This window comes from Achromobacter xylosoxidans (assembly GCF_002192695.1).
Classification (GTDB): domain Bacteria; phylum Pseudomonadota; class Gammaproteobacteria; order Burkholderiales; family Burkholderiaceae_B; genus Achromobacter; species Achromobacter xylosoxidans_C.
The window spans coordinates 105,731-118,877 of sequence record NZ_MTLG01000001.1; the positions used below are offsets into that span (position 1 = coordinate 105,731).

The following is a 13,147-nucleotide window of genomic DNA, read 5'->3' on the forward strand; positions in this document are numbered from 1 at the left end:
GAAGAGCCCGCCTTGCAAGCAAACGCTGGATTATATAACGGTGTCATAGACACGAGTCCAATGCAACCGACGGGGTTTTCGCTGAGTTTGACGGAAGATTTGATCCCGTTCATGCAGTTCCGCGAAAACTGGGTACAATACCGCCTCCTTGCGCTGCGCCCGTAGTTCAATGGATAGAATGAGAGTTTCCGAAGCTCTTGATACAGGTTCGATTCCTGTCGGGCGCGCCATCAAATCAAGGGCTTACGTTTTTTTGGGTCCATTTTGGGGCCAAATCATGCGAATTAACGCGAGTTCTTTGGACTTCCAATTACGGCTCCCGGGCAGGCAAATGCTCGGCATATAGGGCCGCCATCTTCGCCTTTTCCCGTTGGTTGGATTCCCCATCAATCCACTTGGAATAGACGCGGAAGAACATCTGCGCATTCTTATGACCCATCTGGCGTGAGAGATAGCCAGGGTTCATTCCAGCGTGTAGACCAAGCGTGGCATATGTATGCCGAGTCTGGCGCGCATCCCGATCACGGATGCCCAAGGCGGATAGGGTCGGACGCCACACCTTTCGAACCGGATCTGCCGTATCCACGAATGGCTCCCCAGTTTGAGGATTCAGGAACACATGCCCCCCGGGGCGAAACGTCAGTTGCCTTTGGCGTTTGAGTGCTTCGAGCGCCGGTTGCTGCAGATCCACGTCCCGTGACTTGTATGTCTTAGTCGCCTTGTGGTGGCGCCGCACGAGCGCACGGTCGATACGGATTTGTTCTCTTGAAAGATCTACGCTCGTCCATAGCAGGGCGATTAGTTCTGACGGTCTGACACCGGTGAAGAACGCTACTTCGAAGTAATTCCGCCAGGCCGCACCAAAGTGTTCTTCGACGTGCTGGACGACTTGAAGCACTTCCGACATGAGCAGAGGATCCGGTTCAGGTTCTTGGCCCTTGCGGCTTTCAATCTCCAGCGTGATGTTCTCCGTCACTTTCCGCATCTTGAGGGCCAACGCCCAAACTTGACGAGCCGGTGTCATCATGTTGTTGAACGTCTTCGCCGCCACGCGTGGAAATGCGGCTACATCCATGGCCAGTTCTTCGAAGGTGATCTCCGCAATCGGGCGATGCCCATACAACGGGCGCCAGCGGGAGTTCAGCAGGTTCTCGTACTCGCTCAGGGTCGTTGCAGCTTTGTGACTGTTGAGCTTCAGCCACATGTCGGCCATCTCGTTGAAGGTGGCTCCTCGAGCGGACACTTCTTTGGCCGGGATGCTCGGGGAGTCAGGGAAGTGACGCGCAAAGTCGTCCCACGTGAACACGCCCAGGTCAATTGCTTGTAGGATCTCGTTTCTCATGCGCGCTGCCGCCCGCATGTTGGCGGCGGTAGGGCTCAGGTTTACACGTTCACGGTAGCGCTGATTGTTCCAGCGGAAGTCGATTCGGATCGACGTCGTCCTCGCTTCGATCCCTTCGAGGTGCTCTCTGATACCCATTCGTCGTACGCTTCAAGATTGATGTGTTGGCGGTTGTCGTCGGACCATTTCCAGTGTTTGCCCTCGATCAGGTAGCCGTCTCGGATCAGATGCCGGAACGAATGGACAGATCTACCTGTACATTCGGAAGCCTTCTCCACGACGACCCACGCGACGGGTCGATAGCGTAATGGCATTCGTATTGCCTCATAGAGTTGAGTGGACTGACGTTGGCTGGAAGTCCGTTCAGGGAAAAGGCGGAATTGGAGCTCCGGCGGCGGCGTCCCACTGCCACCATTTGCCGGGACCGTACTTTTCGTCGTAGTGAGCGATCTTCTGCTCCTTGCGTGCCGCATAGTCTGGATCCGTCAGGCCCCAAACCTCCATTGGCAAGATCTCACTGCGATCGCGCAACCAGAAGTCGGGAAAGACTTGCTCGGTCCCGGCATCGAATCGGAGCGGCTTTTCGAAGCGACGCTCGGCGGCGACCAGGGCTGCCACCACCGCGGCCTCATAGCCCGAATCGACGGGGATCCATTGAGGGGTCACGGTCATGAGGGCGAGATCTACAACCCGCGCCTTCATCGAACCTGCGGCGGGGGTGGGAACGTCTGTCTGCGCGATGGCAATGACCATGTCACCCGACATCCATCCATTTACTTCGGCCATGAAGCGGCGCTGCAAGACCTCCCAGTCCTCTGCCGAAAGCGTGAGGTGTGGGATGCCATGAAAGCCCATGATCGGCAGACGTCCGGCCGCTTCCATGCCAGGCTGGTACTGTGCCAAGGGCGCAACGGCGACCAGGCGGCGGCGGCGGTTCATCGCTTCTGTGGATTTCGCCTTGTTCAGGCCGGCCTGCTGCCCATCAGCCGCCGTCGCAGCAATCACCAGATTGCTGGACAAGCGAACGCGACCAGCAAAAGTGGACGAGGCAACACGCAATAGGTGGTAATGCACGATGCCGACGCTGCGTTTGCCATTCATGGATGGCGCCCAGGCATTGAAGCCGGCCTCCGTCCACAGGTAGTGGAGCAGGCCGAGCAATGTCATGCTGGCCTGGCCAGATCGGCCGCGAGCCGTCGCCACCTTCTTGTCAGCACCGGCAGCGGCCTTCTCCTCTTCAGGGGCGGCTGTCGAGCGTTGCTGAAGACCAACCTTGAGCTTGATCTTGGTATTGCCATCATCCAGCTCTTGCACCACGCCGCGTCGATATCCGCCAAGCCCTGACATCCCCGGATCGACGCCATAGTAGGTACAGTCCTCGCTATGATCCGGCCCTGTCTCCGGAAACCGTGCCAGGTGAAAGCGGTCGGAGTTCGTGCGGCTGTGTATCGACAGGCGCTTATGGCCCGGACCGAGACAGCAACAGCGAACATCAGCCTTTCCGTGGGAAAGCAGCAGGACGCGCTTCCAAGCATCGGAGTACTGTTCCTTGGTCTGAAATTCAGGGGAGTAGAGCTGAGCCTTGTCGCTCAGGATGATTTCGACCGGATAGAGGATTTTGTCCATCAGAGCCAGCCTCGTTTCGAAGCGATGTCGCACAGCGTTGAACTGATGAAAGGCAGGTTGGCGCGGCACTCGTCCAACCCCAGCCCAAGCGCAATGGCGGCAAGGACTGCTCCTGCCACGAGACACGCCAACATGATAAGAAGCGGATTCATGCGTTTCCTTTTGCTTTTGAATGCGAGCAGCCGCGCTGTGCACGGCAAAAAGAGGTTGCCGGAGAGGCCCTTGGCCTGTTGCGCTTATGACGGCGGCGACATAGGCGCCTGGATTGATGCCGAGGCAGTGTGTACTGCAAGCGCTCAACCTGTGCGTTCAGGACGCCATTGAGCGTGGTGAGATCATCCGAATCGGAGCGCTCGTGCATCAGCGTTTAGCTGCTAAACACGCACGCGCTTGATAGGCGTGAACGCCGATTCGGATGCCGCCGCCGAAATACCACGACGTTGGCGGCTTCCTGCCGACTTGCACGGCGCAAGCAAGTTGAGACCCTGCCTGGTTTTCGCCTAGCCCGTTACTCGCCACGGGAGGCATGCTGATAACGCTGGGGCGCTCGCTGACGGCCTCAGAAGAAGAGACTCCCTCACAGGATCCGCCAGATGAAGCAGGGGGTTCTTCGAACCTCACCCTCGATTCGTTCGAGATCTAGGTGGTCTTCCAGGCTCGGCGCCTGGACAGATTTTTTCAACCCGGTGTCGTGCACCTGGTCGGACTTCACGGGCCTCTTCTCGACCCTCCTAGATTCTTGCCGCTTGTTTTTGTCCCCGGGGCCTTTAATTCCTTGCGGCCAACTCCCCTTGGCGTCGCTTCACAGCGAACGCGGGACGGTACTACTGTTGCGCATTGTTAAAGAGCGTGTAGATTTGACTGTACTATTTAGTACATATTTCGTCAATACCTTTTGGTGCATAATTCAAAATGCACTTCTCCAGAGACAAATAGCAATACAAGATACAATGCGTCACATAGACGATAGATTTTCAGCCGGCGTCAGTCGGCTCGTCCGCGATCCGGTGCGGACCAGACCAGTCGTAGTGCGGTGCGGGTGGTGGCTGAACTCGCCAGTTTGACGCTGCAGTTCGCAGTTCGTGCGTGGGATCTATGCCGATCTTTTTTTCTGCATAGCACCAGCGATGAACTCAGACACGCGGATGTCCAGTTCGGCCCGTTTTTCGGGGCTGAGCAGCATGAATTCGTCGTAGGAAGAGTGGCGAAACGGCCAAGGAGTGGTCGCTGCCTTTGAAGGAGCGGGGCGGCCGGCCTCCGTTGTGGCGGCGGTGCCTACGATGCCCTCCAAGTACCGCAAGGGCATTCCCGTCTGTTCTTCAAGATTGCGCGCACGTCGGGAGCCAAAGCTCTTCGTGCGCAACAACTGGGAGATTTCACTCTCATTAAGGCCATGGGCCAGGCAGAACGCGCGCGTGCTCGGGTAGTGCGTGGAAATCCACGCACGTAACTGGTCCCGGCGGACCTGCATTTCCTGCGCAGCGGCGTCCATGGCGCGGATTCTGCATTAGGTACACCCGCTTTACCAAAAAGTACAAGACATCTGTACCAAATAAATGTACTATTTAGTACATATGAACGCCGCCAAACGATTCCCCCGCATCGAGCCACTGATCAAATGGCTCAAGAAGACGCCTCTGGATCAAGCCAGAGCCCAGTGTGCTGCACAGCAAACGAGCTGGGAATACCTCCGTCAGATCGCATACGGATACAAGCTCGTCGGGCCAAGGAAGGGCGCGGCCATTGAGCGCATAACCGGCATCTCTAGGCAATTGCTGCGCCCCTCGGATTACTGGCTCGCCTGGCCCGATTTGCCCAAGCCCGAGCCGCTTTCGCCAAATCCCCACTCCGACTGTGCCGACATCTAGTGGTTTAGCCGCTAAACGCACGTCATATCTCATTTACGAGGTAGAGCTCATATGCAGACTATTGTGATCGCCAACGGCAAGGGCGGCGTCGGCAAGACAGCTGACTCCGCACACATCGGATTCCATGCCGGTGAAGAGGGCCTGAAAACCTTGGTTGCCGACCTGGACACCGGCAACCTCTCAAAAACCATGCGCGGGCATAGGCTGGAATTGCCGGCGAGTGTCCTGTTTCAAGACGACGTTCCCGTCATACCGGAAGCCAGGGGGCCGCTCTCCCTCTTGCATGCGGATCGACTGCTGGCCAACGTAATCTACATGTCTATTGACCGTGCGGTCACAAATTTCCGGGTAAATCTTGCCGAGTTCGAGAAGCAGGGCTTCGACTTGTGCGTGGTCGACACGCCCGCAAGCATTGGCATTGCGACCATAGCGGCCCTGCGTTGCGCGGACGCGGTGATCAGTCCGGTGGAGATGGAGGACTACAGCATCGAGGGCATCAAGGACATGATGCGTGTGATCATCGGCGCCAAGCAACACAATCCCAAGCTGCAGTTCTTGGGAATCGTGCCCAATCGCGTTGACAGGCGGAATCCGCGCCAGGTCAAGCACCTGGCCGAAGTACAAGAAGCTCACGGAAAGCTCTTGGCACCAGTGGTCGTGGGACTGCGCACCAGCGTGGCAGACGCTCTCGCCGCCGGCGAGCCTGTGTGGAAAAGCAAAAAGACCACGGCACGGGCTGCTGCTGCCGAGATGCGTGCTCTTGGCGACCATGTCCTGCAACGCATGGGAGTAGCGCAATGAACGGGCCAAACGACACGCAATTGGGTGGCGGTCTCGATCTGGCAGGATTGGGCGACCTCGCGTCGATGCTGGACGGCCCGCAGCAGATCGTCGGCTACCAGATGTACGACATCGCTCGGATTCATCCCGACCCGGACAATCGTCGTCGTGCTTATAACAATGGGCTCAGCGCGGAAAGTATCGGGGAGATGGCCGCGACCATTCGGGACAGGCAAAGCCAGGGCAAAAGGGGGGTGATGCTGCCCATCTCGTTGCGCCCGCACCCCTCCATCATTGGCGATTTCATGATCAATCACGGTCATCGCCGCTACCTGGGATCGATAGAGGCGGGGCTTAGCCAGATCCCTGGATTTGAAGATCCCGATTTCGATGACTTCGATCAAATGATCGAAAACCTCCAGCGCGAAGGGCTCAGTGGCCGCGAAGCAGCGGACTTCATCGGAGGCAAACTCGCTGAAGGTATGACGCAGGCCGATATCGCACGCAAACTGGGCAAATCCAAAGCCTGGGTGAGCATGCACGTGGCAATGCTCGATTTGCCTGAGCCGGTCGCCGAGGCGGTGGCGAATGGACAGGTCACAGACGTGACGTTGGCTAAAGAACTGGTAGTTGCCCACCGTGAGAATCCAGGCGCAGTAGAAGAGCTGCTCAGCTCGACGGTGCAGAAGCCCACTCGCGCAAGCGTAAAGGCACTACGGCAAACCGCAGAGGGCAAGGAGAAGGTGAGGTCGCCAACCAAAGCACGCAACGCTAAAGAGGATGAGCAGCCGGCGGAAGGCGCAATCTCCGCGGAAGGCTCAACGCAGGTCGCGTCTGGCGACAACCCCGGCGGATCGCCCTCGGCGGACGAGGTGCCTGCCCATGTGCACGAGGAGTTCGACCGCATGCGGGCGCGACGAGATCAAGACACTCGTGATCGCTCAAACCCTGCGTTAAAGATGTCGGGGATGCAAGCCCTCCAGCGCCTGATAGAAATCGCGCGCCGCGATACACAGCAGAGCAAGCGGGTGGCTGACTTCCTGCTCTCCTGGTGGAATGCCACCAGTTGCGGAGGCTTTGACTTAAGCGACCTCTGGAGCGTCGACGCCGAGATCGCCGACGATATGGTCACTGTCATCGGACTGATCCGTCGCTCGCGAGCATATCCGGACACCTTCGGCACCCAGGTACACGACCAATTCAAGGCGCTAGTGACCTTGTGGCGCCCAGCACTAATAGCCAACTGATTACGAAACTGCATCTGGACAACTGTTTAGCCGCTAAACACTATTGCCGCCTTTAGCCCGCGAAGCAGCATAAATAACGCTCTACTAAGGATTGCGAAATGCAGGACCAATCAATCCCCACGTTGTCCGAATTGCAAGCTTTGGACGGACGGATCTTCGCCACGCTGACGGCACAAGAAGCCCTTGTCATGGACTTCTATCGACGGCAAGGGCGGAAGTTCGACGTCGTCATAGGAATCATTAATGAGGCCGATACAGTCGAGGTCGCCGCGGCCCGCACGGAAGCGGAGGCAGACGAGCTCATGAAGCAGGCCAACAGCCGCATCTCCGTCACGATTGGTCCGAGAGCCGAATCGGCGTGGACCCAGCGAGTTGGACTACGGCGGGAATGCTGATCCTGGTTCGGCACACTTCAAGAATCACCCTACAAAACATCGAAGGAAGCACTGATGACCAAGGCGATCGCGAAAATCAACGCACAGATCAAGAAACTGGAAGAGCAGCATCGCCAGCTGACACTGCGCATGCGCGCGGACGAGATCAAGCACATTGTCCAGACGATGCGTGATTACGGACTGTCTCCACAGGACATTCTGCCGGCATTCGCTGGCGAGCAGCGAAAGAAGAAGACTCCCATAAAGCCCTCCCAACGCAAACCCCGCGGCCCGGTCCAACCCAAGTATCGCCACCCGACAACAGGAGAAACTTGGACCGGACGGGGAAGGGCGCCGCGCTGGCTTGTGGCCGCAGAAAGTGCTGGCGCCGATCGCGCTGAATACCGAATCTAACAAGGGCTCACAGGGAGGAAATGAAGCTGCGACGTAAATGCCTAAATCTCATCGTCCTATTGGCTTCATCATGATTGACGGGCTGAATGTCTTGGTCGTTACATGGATGCTGCTGATCAGTATCGTCCAGGATGATTAGCAGAATTTCCCGCACTGGGCCGACGGCAGTCGTCAAAACCGCCGGCTAGCCCTCTGCCCATTTCGGATCCGACGATCCCAAATCGCCGTAGGGAGTAATAGACGATTCATGCTCATGGCGATGTATCCTGATTTCGCGCAATGCGCGCGGCGTAAGGCGCTGTAGGGTCAAGCCCCAGGGTGCAATCCCCACGTGCACCAAATGTTGCTGACACTAATCTGTCATCTATGGGATATAGTCTGTCCGGATATCCAGAACTAACGATGCATCGACTTTTCCATGGCCATAACTAGCATGCCCTCGCCGGCAGTTGCCAGTCATTTCAACGCGGATCTTCCACGCGATGGGATGACCTTTAAGCACGCCTTGAGCGCATTTCACGCACTTTCCCAACCCACCAGGCTCGAGATTTTTCGTCTTCTAATGGCGAGAGAGCCGGAAGGCGCGCCTGCCGGCCTTATCGCGGAGATGGTGGAGGGGCCGCACAATACGGTGTCTCAACATCTATCGGTCCTTGCTCGAGCAGGATTGATTCGGGGCGACCGACAAGGGCGAAGCATCATCTACCGTGCAGACGTGGGTGTTATGGGCACGCTGATGTCCTTCATGTTGACGGACTGTTGTCACGGCCATCCGGAGGCATGTGCACCCGTGATCGCCGCTCTCGCCGGGCACTGCGACTGCGACGTCGTGGTTAGCAAGAAGTCGTCCAACCCGAGAAAGAAAAAGACCTAGCGCAAACGATGGCCATGCTAGCCTCCGATATAGCTCATCTCGATCTTTTGCTCACGCTTTACGCTAGCGCGCACCTCAGAGTATCGGTCCCCACGCGACAGCCATCGCGCCCCTAGTCGGGCGACCAAGGTCTGATCATCTGTCTCGGCCCGCAGAATCGAGCGAATGTCATGGCCTTGATCGGCGAATAGACAGGTGTACAGCTTACCGTCGGCCGAAAGTCGAGCCCGTGAGCAATCGCCACAAAAGGGATGGCTCACGCTGGAGATCAGCCCAATTTCTCCTTGTCCGTCCAAGTACCGCCAGCGGCGAGCAACTTCCCCCGGCGTCGCGGACGCCACGGGCTCTAGCGGGAAGTGCCCATGGATTAGCTTCAACACTTCATCGGAAGGCAGCACGGAGTGCGGGGTCCAGCCGTTGGTCATGCCGACATCCATGAACTCGATGAAGCGTAGCGTGTGGCCCGTGCCGCGGAAGTGGCGCACCATAGGCAAGATCTGATCATCATTGACGCCACGTTGCACCACCATGTTGATCTTGATGTGTCAAATGCCTGCATCGTGAGCCGTCGCAATTCCCTGCAAGACATCCCCCACGGATGAGGATGTATTGGCAATCCGAGCGAATGTGGCCGGCGCGAGCGCATCGAGGCTGACATTGAGACGTCGAAGGCCAGCGGCCACCAAATCATGTGCCTTGCGCGTCAGGAGCGCGCCATTGGTCGTCATGGCCAGGTCGATCGGCTCGCCTGCAAGGGTGACAAGGCGCGCCAGCCGCGCCACAAGGTGCTCCAAGTCCTTGCGCAAGAGAGGTTCGCCACCACTCAAACGGATTTTCTGTACCCCGAGACGAACGAACGCGCGAGCTGTCCTCTCGAGTTCGTCAAAGGTCAGTAATTCATCGCGACGCAGGAACGGGTAGTCGGCCCCAAAGACCTGCCTAGGCATGCAATATGTGCAGCGAAAGTTGCATTGATCAATCACTGAAATCCGTAAGTCTCGAAGAGGACGTCCAAGCGTGTCTTCCGGCTGTCGATCCATGGGCAGTCCGGTTAATGGTCCGGGCAGTTGCGAACGAGCAACTCGGCGATCAAGCAGGGGGACTTCAATCATTTTTGATATGTGAGTTGCTAGTAGGTCAGGGCAGGGGCCGCCAACATTAAGCGCGAACCCGCCCCATGACACGCTGCGTCAGCCCGGCGCGCCGCTAAGGATCCAGTTCACGACCTGCTTGGCTTCGTCCGACGAGATGCCAGGGTTGGGGGGCATCGGCACAGGCCCCCATGTGCCCGCGCTGCCATTCTTTATTTTTCCCACGAGAAGGGTCACCGCATTGGGATCGTCCTTGAACTTGGCGCCGACATCCTTGTATGACGGGCCTACGACTTTGCGGTCCACTGCATGGCATGCCAAGCAGTTGTTCTTGCTCAGAATTGCATTGACCGCAGCGTCGGGCGCTGCCACACAGGCAAGTGATGTAGATGCCAACCCGAGCGAAACTAGCAGCTTGATGGTGCGCATGAAACTTGATTCTCCACTCAATGAAAGAAGTTAGCCGAGTACAAACCGGCGGCTCTTAAAGCTGATCGTGCGTCGAAACTCCTCGACAGAGCCGACCTTGCGGATGTTTCCCCATGTGCCTTTGTAATAGGGGATGATGTTGCGGTCGGTCCAGTCAGTCGTAACGTCGCCCTGGATCCCATTGACGTATCCAAACATCATGAATGTTTGCCCGCGCTTGATCTCAGGCACGGGATACACCATCGCGTAAGTCGACCCGAAATCGTTGTAGACCTCAACAATGTCTGAAGCCTCGACCCCCAGCTCCTTACAGTCGTCGGGATTGATCTCGATGTAGGCCATCGGATAGCGTTCCTGGGCGAAGCTGTTGTACTGGTCGTGATAGGCGGTTTGCCAAATTTCATTGTTTCGACCGTTGTTCAGCCAAAACTTGTACTTTTTCTTTTGTGCTGCAACCGTCTCGGGCAGTCCCTGCCACTTGGCTGGCTTGAAGTGGGCCTTACCGTCAGAGGTGTCGAATTTACCGTCCGTATAGAGCATCTCCGTGCCTTTGAGGCGACCATCGGCATAGGCCTGAACGGGGAGCTGGACACCGTTATTGCCGGCGGCGGCGAGCCGTTCGTACGTGACCAGATGCCCCGTATCACCACCCTGGCTGTCTATCTTGGGCGCGCCAGCCTGGCCCGCGCGACGGAACCCATCATTGAATGCGTCTTCCTCGGCTTTCCAGTCGAATCCGGAAAAGCGCTCCACCATTTTGCTGTTGCCTTCCTTCTCATACATCGCCTTTAGCGTGTTGGCGATTCGCGCCGCGATCAGGCAATCTGCTTGCGCTTCCCCGGGCGGGTCCATGAATTTTTGAGATAGGCGGATGCGTCGCTCGCCGTTCATGGAAGTGAGGTTTGTCTCGCCAGGGTGAGCCGCTGGCAGCATGAGATGCGCAGCTTCCGCGAGCTTGGTCGGATAGAGGTTGATGCTCGCCACAAACAGTCCGCCCTGTTGCGTGGCCGCGTAAATGATGTCGACCAATTCCTCGGTGGACGCGCCCCGGGCCTTCTGCATGGCTTCCTTCACAATCGCAGCCCGCTTGAGGACGGCGACGCGGAGCGCCTGGGCGTTGTTGCTGGTTTGAAAATTATTGGAGCCCCACCAGGTCATCATCCGGCCTTTGCCCTTGATGAGCTCTTGATCGATGTAGATCTTCTTGTCGCCGGGGTAGGGTGGCCGGGCATACCCCTCCTGGTGCCCACCCATGCGCACGCATCCTGTGCCGCGGCGCCCCACGTTGTGGGTCGCAATCACCAAGTCCAGCAGTGCCGATTGGATGACGTAATTGTCGTTCCCCCAGATGATTCCCTTTTCATAGGCATGCATCGTCCTGGGCAATTGCCCGGTTTTCTTCGGCTTGTACGACCACTCTGCCGCCTTTTTGAGATCTTCGACCGGCACACCCGTAATCTTGCTGCATTCATCCAATGACATGCGGTTCGTCTTAACCGCCTCGTCGAACCCGGATGTGTGATCTTTAATAAAAGGCTTGTCGATCCAACCCTGCTCAACCACGTAGGTGAACAACCCGTTGAACAAGGCGATGTCGGTGCCTGGTTCGATCGCCAGGTGCAGCAATCTGTCCTTTCCTACAATCTGCCTTGCTATCGCGATAGACGGTGTGTCTCGCGGGTCGACGAATACGATACGGGTGTCGGGAAGATCTTCCCCCGCAAAGCGCGCCTTCTTCTTTTCTACGGTCTGCCCGTAAAGGTTGGGAACCCAGTGATTGAGGAAATAGTTCGTCTGGGATTCGTAGGGGTTATTGCCGATCGACCACAACACGTCGGCAAGCTCGGCGTCTTCATACGCATTGTTGAGTTCGCCGATGCCCATTTCACGCGTGGCGTGGCACTCTGAGTTGTAGGCGGGGCGGTTGTGGATGCGCACCATTGGCGTCTGCAGGGCAGTGAACATCAGCTTCCCCGTTCCCCAAGTGTTCTCGAACCCACCACCAGCCCCGCCGTGGTCGAAACAAGAGAACACGATGCCTTCTGGGCCATCGTTGTCCAGCACCTTCTTTAGCAGCCCCGCGTACAGCGCCAGAGCCTTATCCCAGGGCGTATCTACCCATTGGTCGGCCGCATACATCCGAGGCTGACTCAAGCGCGCCTTCCCATCGCCATTGGGCGTGTACATGTAGCTCGCCATGCGGCCACCACGAGTAGAACTCAGGCCGCCATTGACCACGCACTCCTTGTCCGGAACGATCATGATGTTGTGGCGTGACCCGTCGCGCTGCGTGATGACGTTGGTCATCGCTGGTGTTAGCGTTATGGCGAATGGCGGCAATTGCTGGCGGAAGTCCTGGCCCAGCGCATTCTCATCCGGGGCGCGGCCTCCTTCACTTTGCTCGGGCCATTTATAGACGTGGTACCCACAGCCTACGATGCAAAAGTGGCACGTCATATTTGTGCGTGCAGCATCTTTGGGCGGCAGGGTGATGCGGTCTTTAGGTGCAGACATGAGAGCCTCCCGACTTAGAGAATGTTGGCCTGACGGCCGTAGATCAGTCCCTCAACGCCGACTGCGGAAACGGCATCCGAACTGGCGTCATAGCGCAACAGAATGCGCGGGAGGTTCTCGGTGGCCTGCCCACATATCATCTGACCCGCCTTCTCAGCATCAAATTCGCTGAAGTGGCAAGGGCACTTGAACGTTTTTGTCTTGTTGTCGAACACTGTCGGGCACCCCATATGGGTACACATCGTGCTAAAGGCGACGATGTCGTGATCGGGCCCTACGCCACCGGGAACTGGATGGCCTAGCTTCACCGCGGTACACGGCGAGGCGCTGTCCGGATAGGTGAATTGCAGCGGCGTATCGGCCGCGAGTTTTTTCGCCATGCCGATTGACCTTACGGGGTAGGGCAGCGTGGTGCCAGTGTGTGGCGCAGCCGGTGTCTGCGCCTGGACGGGCACGATAGGAATTAGGGTCGCGGCCGCAACCGCGCCACCTGTGCCGCTCAGCTTGAGAAAGCCGCGCCGGGTGAAGATCTGTGGGTCGGACATGTCGATATTTCCTATTGAAACGAAATGACGGCTTCAGTACTCT

The 13,147-nt window shown here is 57.6% G+C and carries 13 protein-coding genes, 1 tRNA gene and 1 pseudogene; 7 read left to right on the forward strand and 8 right to left on the reverse strand.

Translation table 11 applies throughout. The annotated features are described in order from the left end of the window. The first annotated feature begins 155 nt into the window (after positions 1-155). Positions 156-230 (forward strand) — tRNA-Arg (locus BRO63_RS00480). Between the two features lie 80 nt (positions 231-310). On the opposite strand, the gene BRO63_RS00485 is transcribed toward BRO63_RS00480, so the two are convergent. The 4 genes from BRO63_RS00485 to BRO63_RS00495 all read right to left on the reverse strand — a co-directional run bounded on the left by BRO63_RS00485 (position 311) and on the right by BRO63_RS00495 (position 4,460). Further along, complete coding sequence (locus BRO63_RS00485; protein WP_088138026.1) at positions 311-1,480, reverse strand: site-specific integrase; 1,170 nt, start codon at positions 1,478-1,480, stop codon at positions 311-313. 225 nt (positions 1,481-1,705) lie between these two features. Then, entirely contained in the window at positions 1,706-2,968 is a 1,263-nt protein-coding gene (locus tag BRO63_RS00490; protein WP_088138027.1) for a DUF1173 family protein, read from the reverse strand. 577 nt (positions 2,969-3,545) lie between these two features. Continuing rightward, positions 3,546-3,680 carry a hypothetical protein gene (locus BRO63_RS34380; protein WP_256943213.1) on the reverse strand — a complete coding sequence of 45 codons (135 nt, stop codon included), beginning with the start codon at positions 3,678-3,680 and terminating at the stop codon, positions 3,546-3,548. A gap of 381 nt (positions 3,681-4,061) precedes the next feature. Further along, positions 4,062-4,460, reverse strand: a complete 399-nt coding sequence (locus BRO63_RS00495; protein ID WP_088138028.1) for a hypothetical protein — start codon at positions 4,458-4,460, stop codon at positions 4,062-4,064. Between the two features lie 82 nt (positions 4,461-4,542). Between BRO63_RS00495 and BRO63_RS00500 the strand changes: the two genes are divergently transcribed. The 6 genes from BRO63_RS00500 (at position 4,543) to BRO63_RS00525 (ending at position 8,525) form a co-directional block, all read left to right on the forward strand. Next, positions 4,543-4,836 (forward strand): hypothetical protein, encoded by a 294-nt coding sequence (locus BRO63_RS00500; RefSeq protein WP_088138029.1) that lies wholly within the window; start codon positions 4,543-4,545, stop codon positions 4,834-4,836. A 51-nt stretch (positions 4,837-4,887) separates the two neighbouring features. Continuing rightward, a complete protein-coding gene (locus BRO63_RS00505) occupies positions 4,888-5,637 on the forward strand; it encodes a ParA family protein (RefSeq protein WP_088138030.1) in 750 nt (249 codons plus the stop codon). Then, positions 5,634-6,863, forward strand: coding sequence for a DUF7673 family protein (locus tag BRO63_RS00510; protein ID WP_088138031.1), 1,230 nt, complete (start codon positions 5,634-5,636; stop codon positions 6,861-6,863). The genes BRO63_RS00505 and BRO63_RS00510 overlap by 4 nt, the downstream gene beginning before the upstream one ends. A 98-nt stretch (positions 6,864-6,961) precedes the next feature. Continuing rightward, positions 6,962-7,258, forward strand: coding sequence for a hypothetical protein (locus tag BRO63_RS00515; protein WP_088138032.1), 297 nt, complete (start codon positions 6,962-6,964; stop codon positions 7,256-7,258). Between the two features lie 54 nt (positions 7,259-7,312). Then, on the forward strand, positions 7,313-7,651 hold the full coding sequence (locus BRO63_RS00520; RefSeq protein WP_088138033.1) for an H-NS histone family protein: 339 nt from the start codon (positions 7,313-7,315) through the stop codon (positions 7,649-7,651). Between the two features lie 487 nt (positions 7,652-8,138). Continuing rightward, complete coding sequence (locus tag BRO63_RS00525; RefSeq protein ID WP_088138034.1) at positions 8,139-8,525, forward strand: ArsR/SmtB family transcription factor; 387 nt, start codon at positions 8,139-8,141, stop codon at positions 8,523-8,525. Positions 8,526-8,542: 17 nt separating this feature from the next. Here the strand turns inward: BRO63_RS00525 and moaA are convergent. From moaA to BRO63_RS00545, 4 genes and pseudogenes are all read right to left on the reverse strand, one after another. Continuing rightward, positions 8,543-9,637: pseudogene (gene moaA / locus BRO63_RS00530) on the reverse strand (GTP 3',8-cyclase MoaA). Positions 9,638-9,715: 78 nt separating this feature from the next. Then, positions 9,716-10,045 carry a c-type cytochrome gene (locus BRO63_RS00535; RefSeq protein WP_179215006.1) on the reverse strand — a complete coding sequence of 110 codons (330 nt, stop codon included), beginning with the start codon at positions 10,043-10,045 and terminating at the stop codon, positions 9,716-9,718. Positions 10,046-10,075: 30 nt separating this feature from the next. Next, positions 10,076-12,559, reverse strand: coding sequence for an arsenate reductase (azurin) large subunit (locus BRO63_RS00540; RefSeq protein WP_088138035.1), 2,484 nt, complete (start codon positions 12,557-12,559; stop codon positions 10,076-10,078). Positions 12,560-12,573: 14 nt separating this feature from the next. Continuing rightward, positions 12,574-13,104 carry an arsenate reductase (azurin) small subunit gene (locus BRO63_RS00545; protein WP_008163528.1) on the reverse strand — a complete coding sequence of 177 codons (531 nt, stop codon included), beginning with the start codon at positions 13,102-13,104 and terminating at the stop codon, positions 12,574-12,576. Positions 13,105-13,147: the final 43 nt, after the last annotated feature.

Bases quoted from the DNA above. Each gene is read 5' to 3' on its own strand.
- BRO63_RS00510 (WP_088138031.1), top strand. From the start codon at position 5,634: ATGAACGGGCCAAACGACACGCAATTGGGTGGCGGTCTCGATCTGGCA.
- BRO63_RS00490 (WP_088138027.1), bottom strand. From the start codon at position 2,968: ATGGACAAAATCCTCTATCCGGTCGAAATCATCCTGAGCGACAAGGCT.
- BRO63_RS00540 (WP_088138035.1), bottom strand. From the start codon at position 12,559: ATGTCTGCACCTAAAGACCGCATCACCCTGCCGCCCAAAGATGCTGCA.
- BRO63_RS00500 (WP_088138029.1), top strand. From the start codon at position 4,543: ATGAACGCCGCCAAACGATTCCCCCGCATCGAGCCACTGATCAAATGG.
- BRO63_RS00520 (WP_088138033.1), top strand. From the start codon at position 7,313: ATGACCAAGGCGATCGCGAAAATCAACGCACAGATCAAGAAACTGGAA.
- BRO63_RS00485 (WP_088138026.1), bottom strand. From the start codon at position 1,480: ATGGGTATCAGAGAGCACCTCGAAGGGATCGAAGCGAGGACGACGTCG.
- BRO63_RS00495 (WP_088138028.1), bottom strand. From the start codon at position 4,460: ATGGACGCCGCTGCGCAGGAAATGCAGGTCCGCCGGGACCAGTTACGT.
- BRO63_RS00505 (WP_088138030.1), top strand. From the start codon at position 4,888: ATGCAGACTATTGTGATCGCCAACGGCAAGGGCGGCGTCGGCAAGACA.
- BRO63_RS00525 (WP_088138034.1), top strand. From the start codon at position 8,139: ATGACCTTTAAGCACGCCTTGAGCGCATTTCACGCACTTTCCCAACCC.
- BRO63_RS00535 (WP_179215006.1), bottom strand. From the start codon at position 10,045: ATGCGCACCATCAAGCTGCTAGTTTCGCTCGGGTTGGCATCTACATCA.
- BRO63_RS00515 (WP_088138032.1), top strand. From the start codon at position 6,962: ATGCAGGACCAATCAATCCCCACGTTGTCCGAATTGCAAGCTTTGGAC.
- BRO63_RS00545 (WP_008163528.1), bottom strand. From the start codon at position 13,104: ATGTCCGACCCACAGATCTTCACCCGGCGCGGCTTTCTCAAGCTGAGC.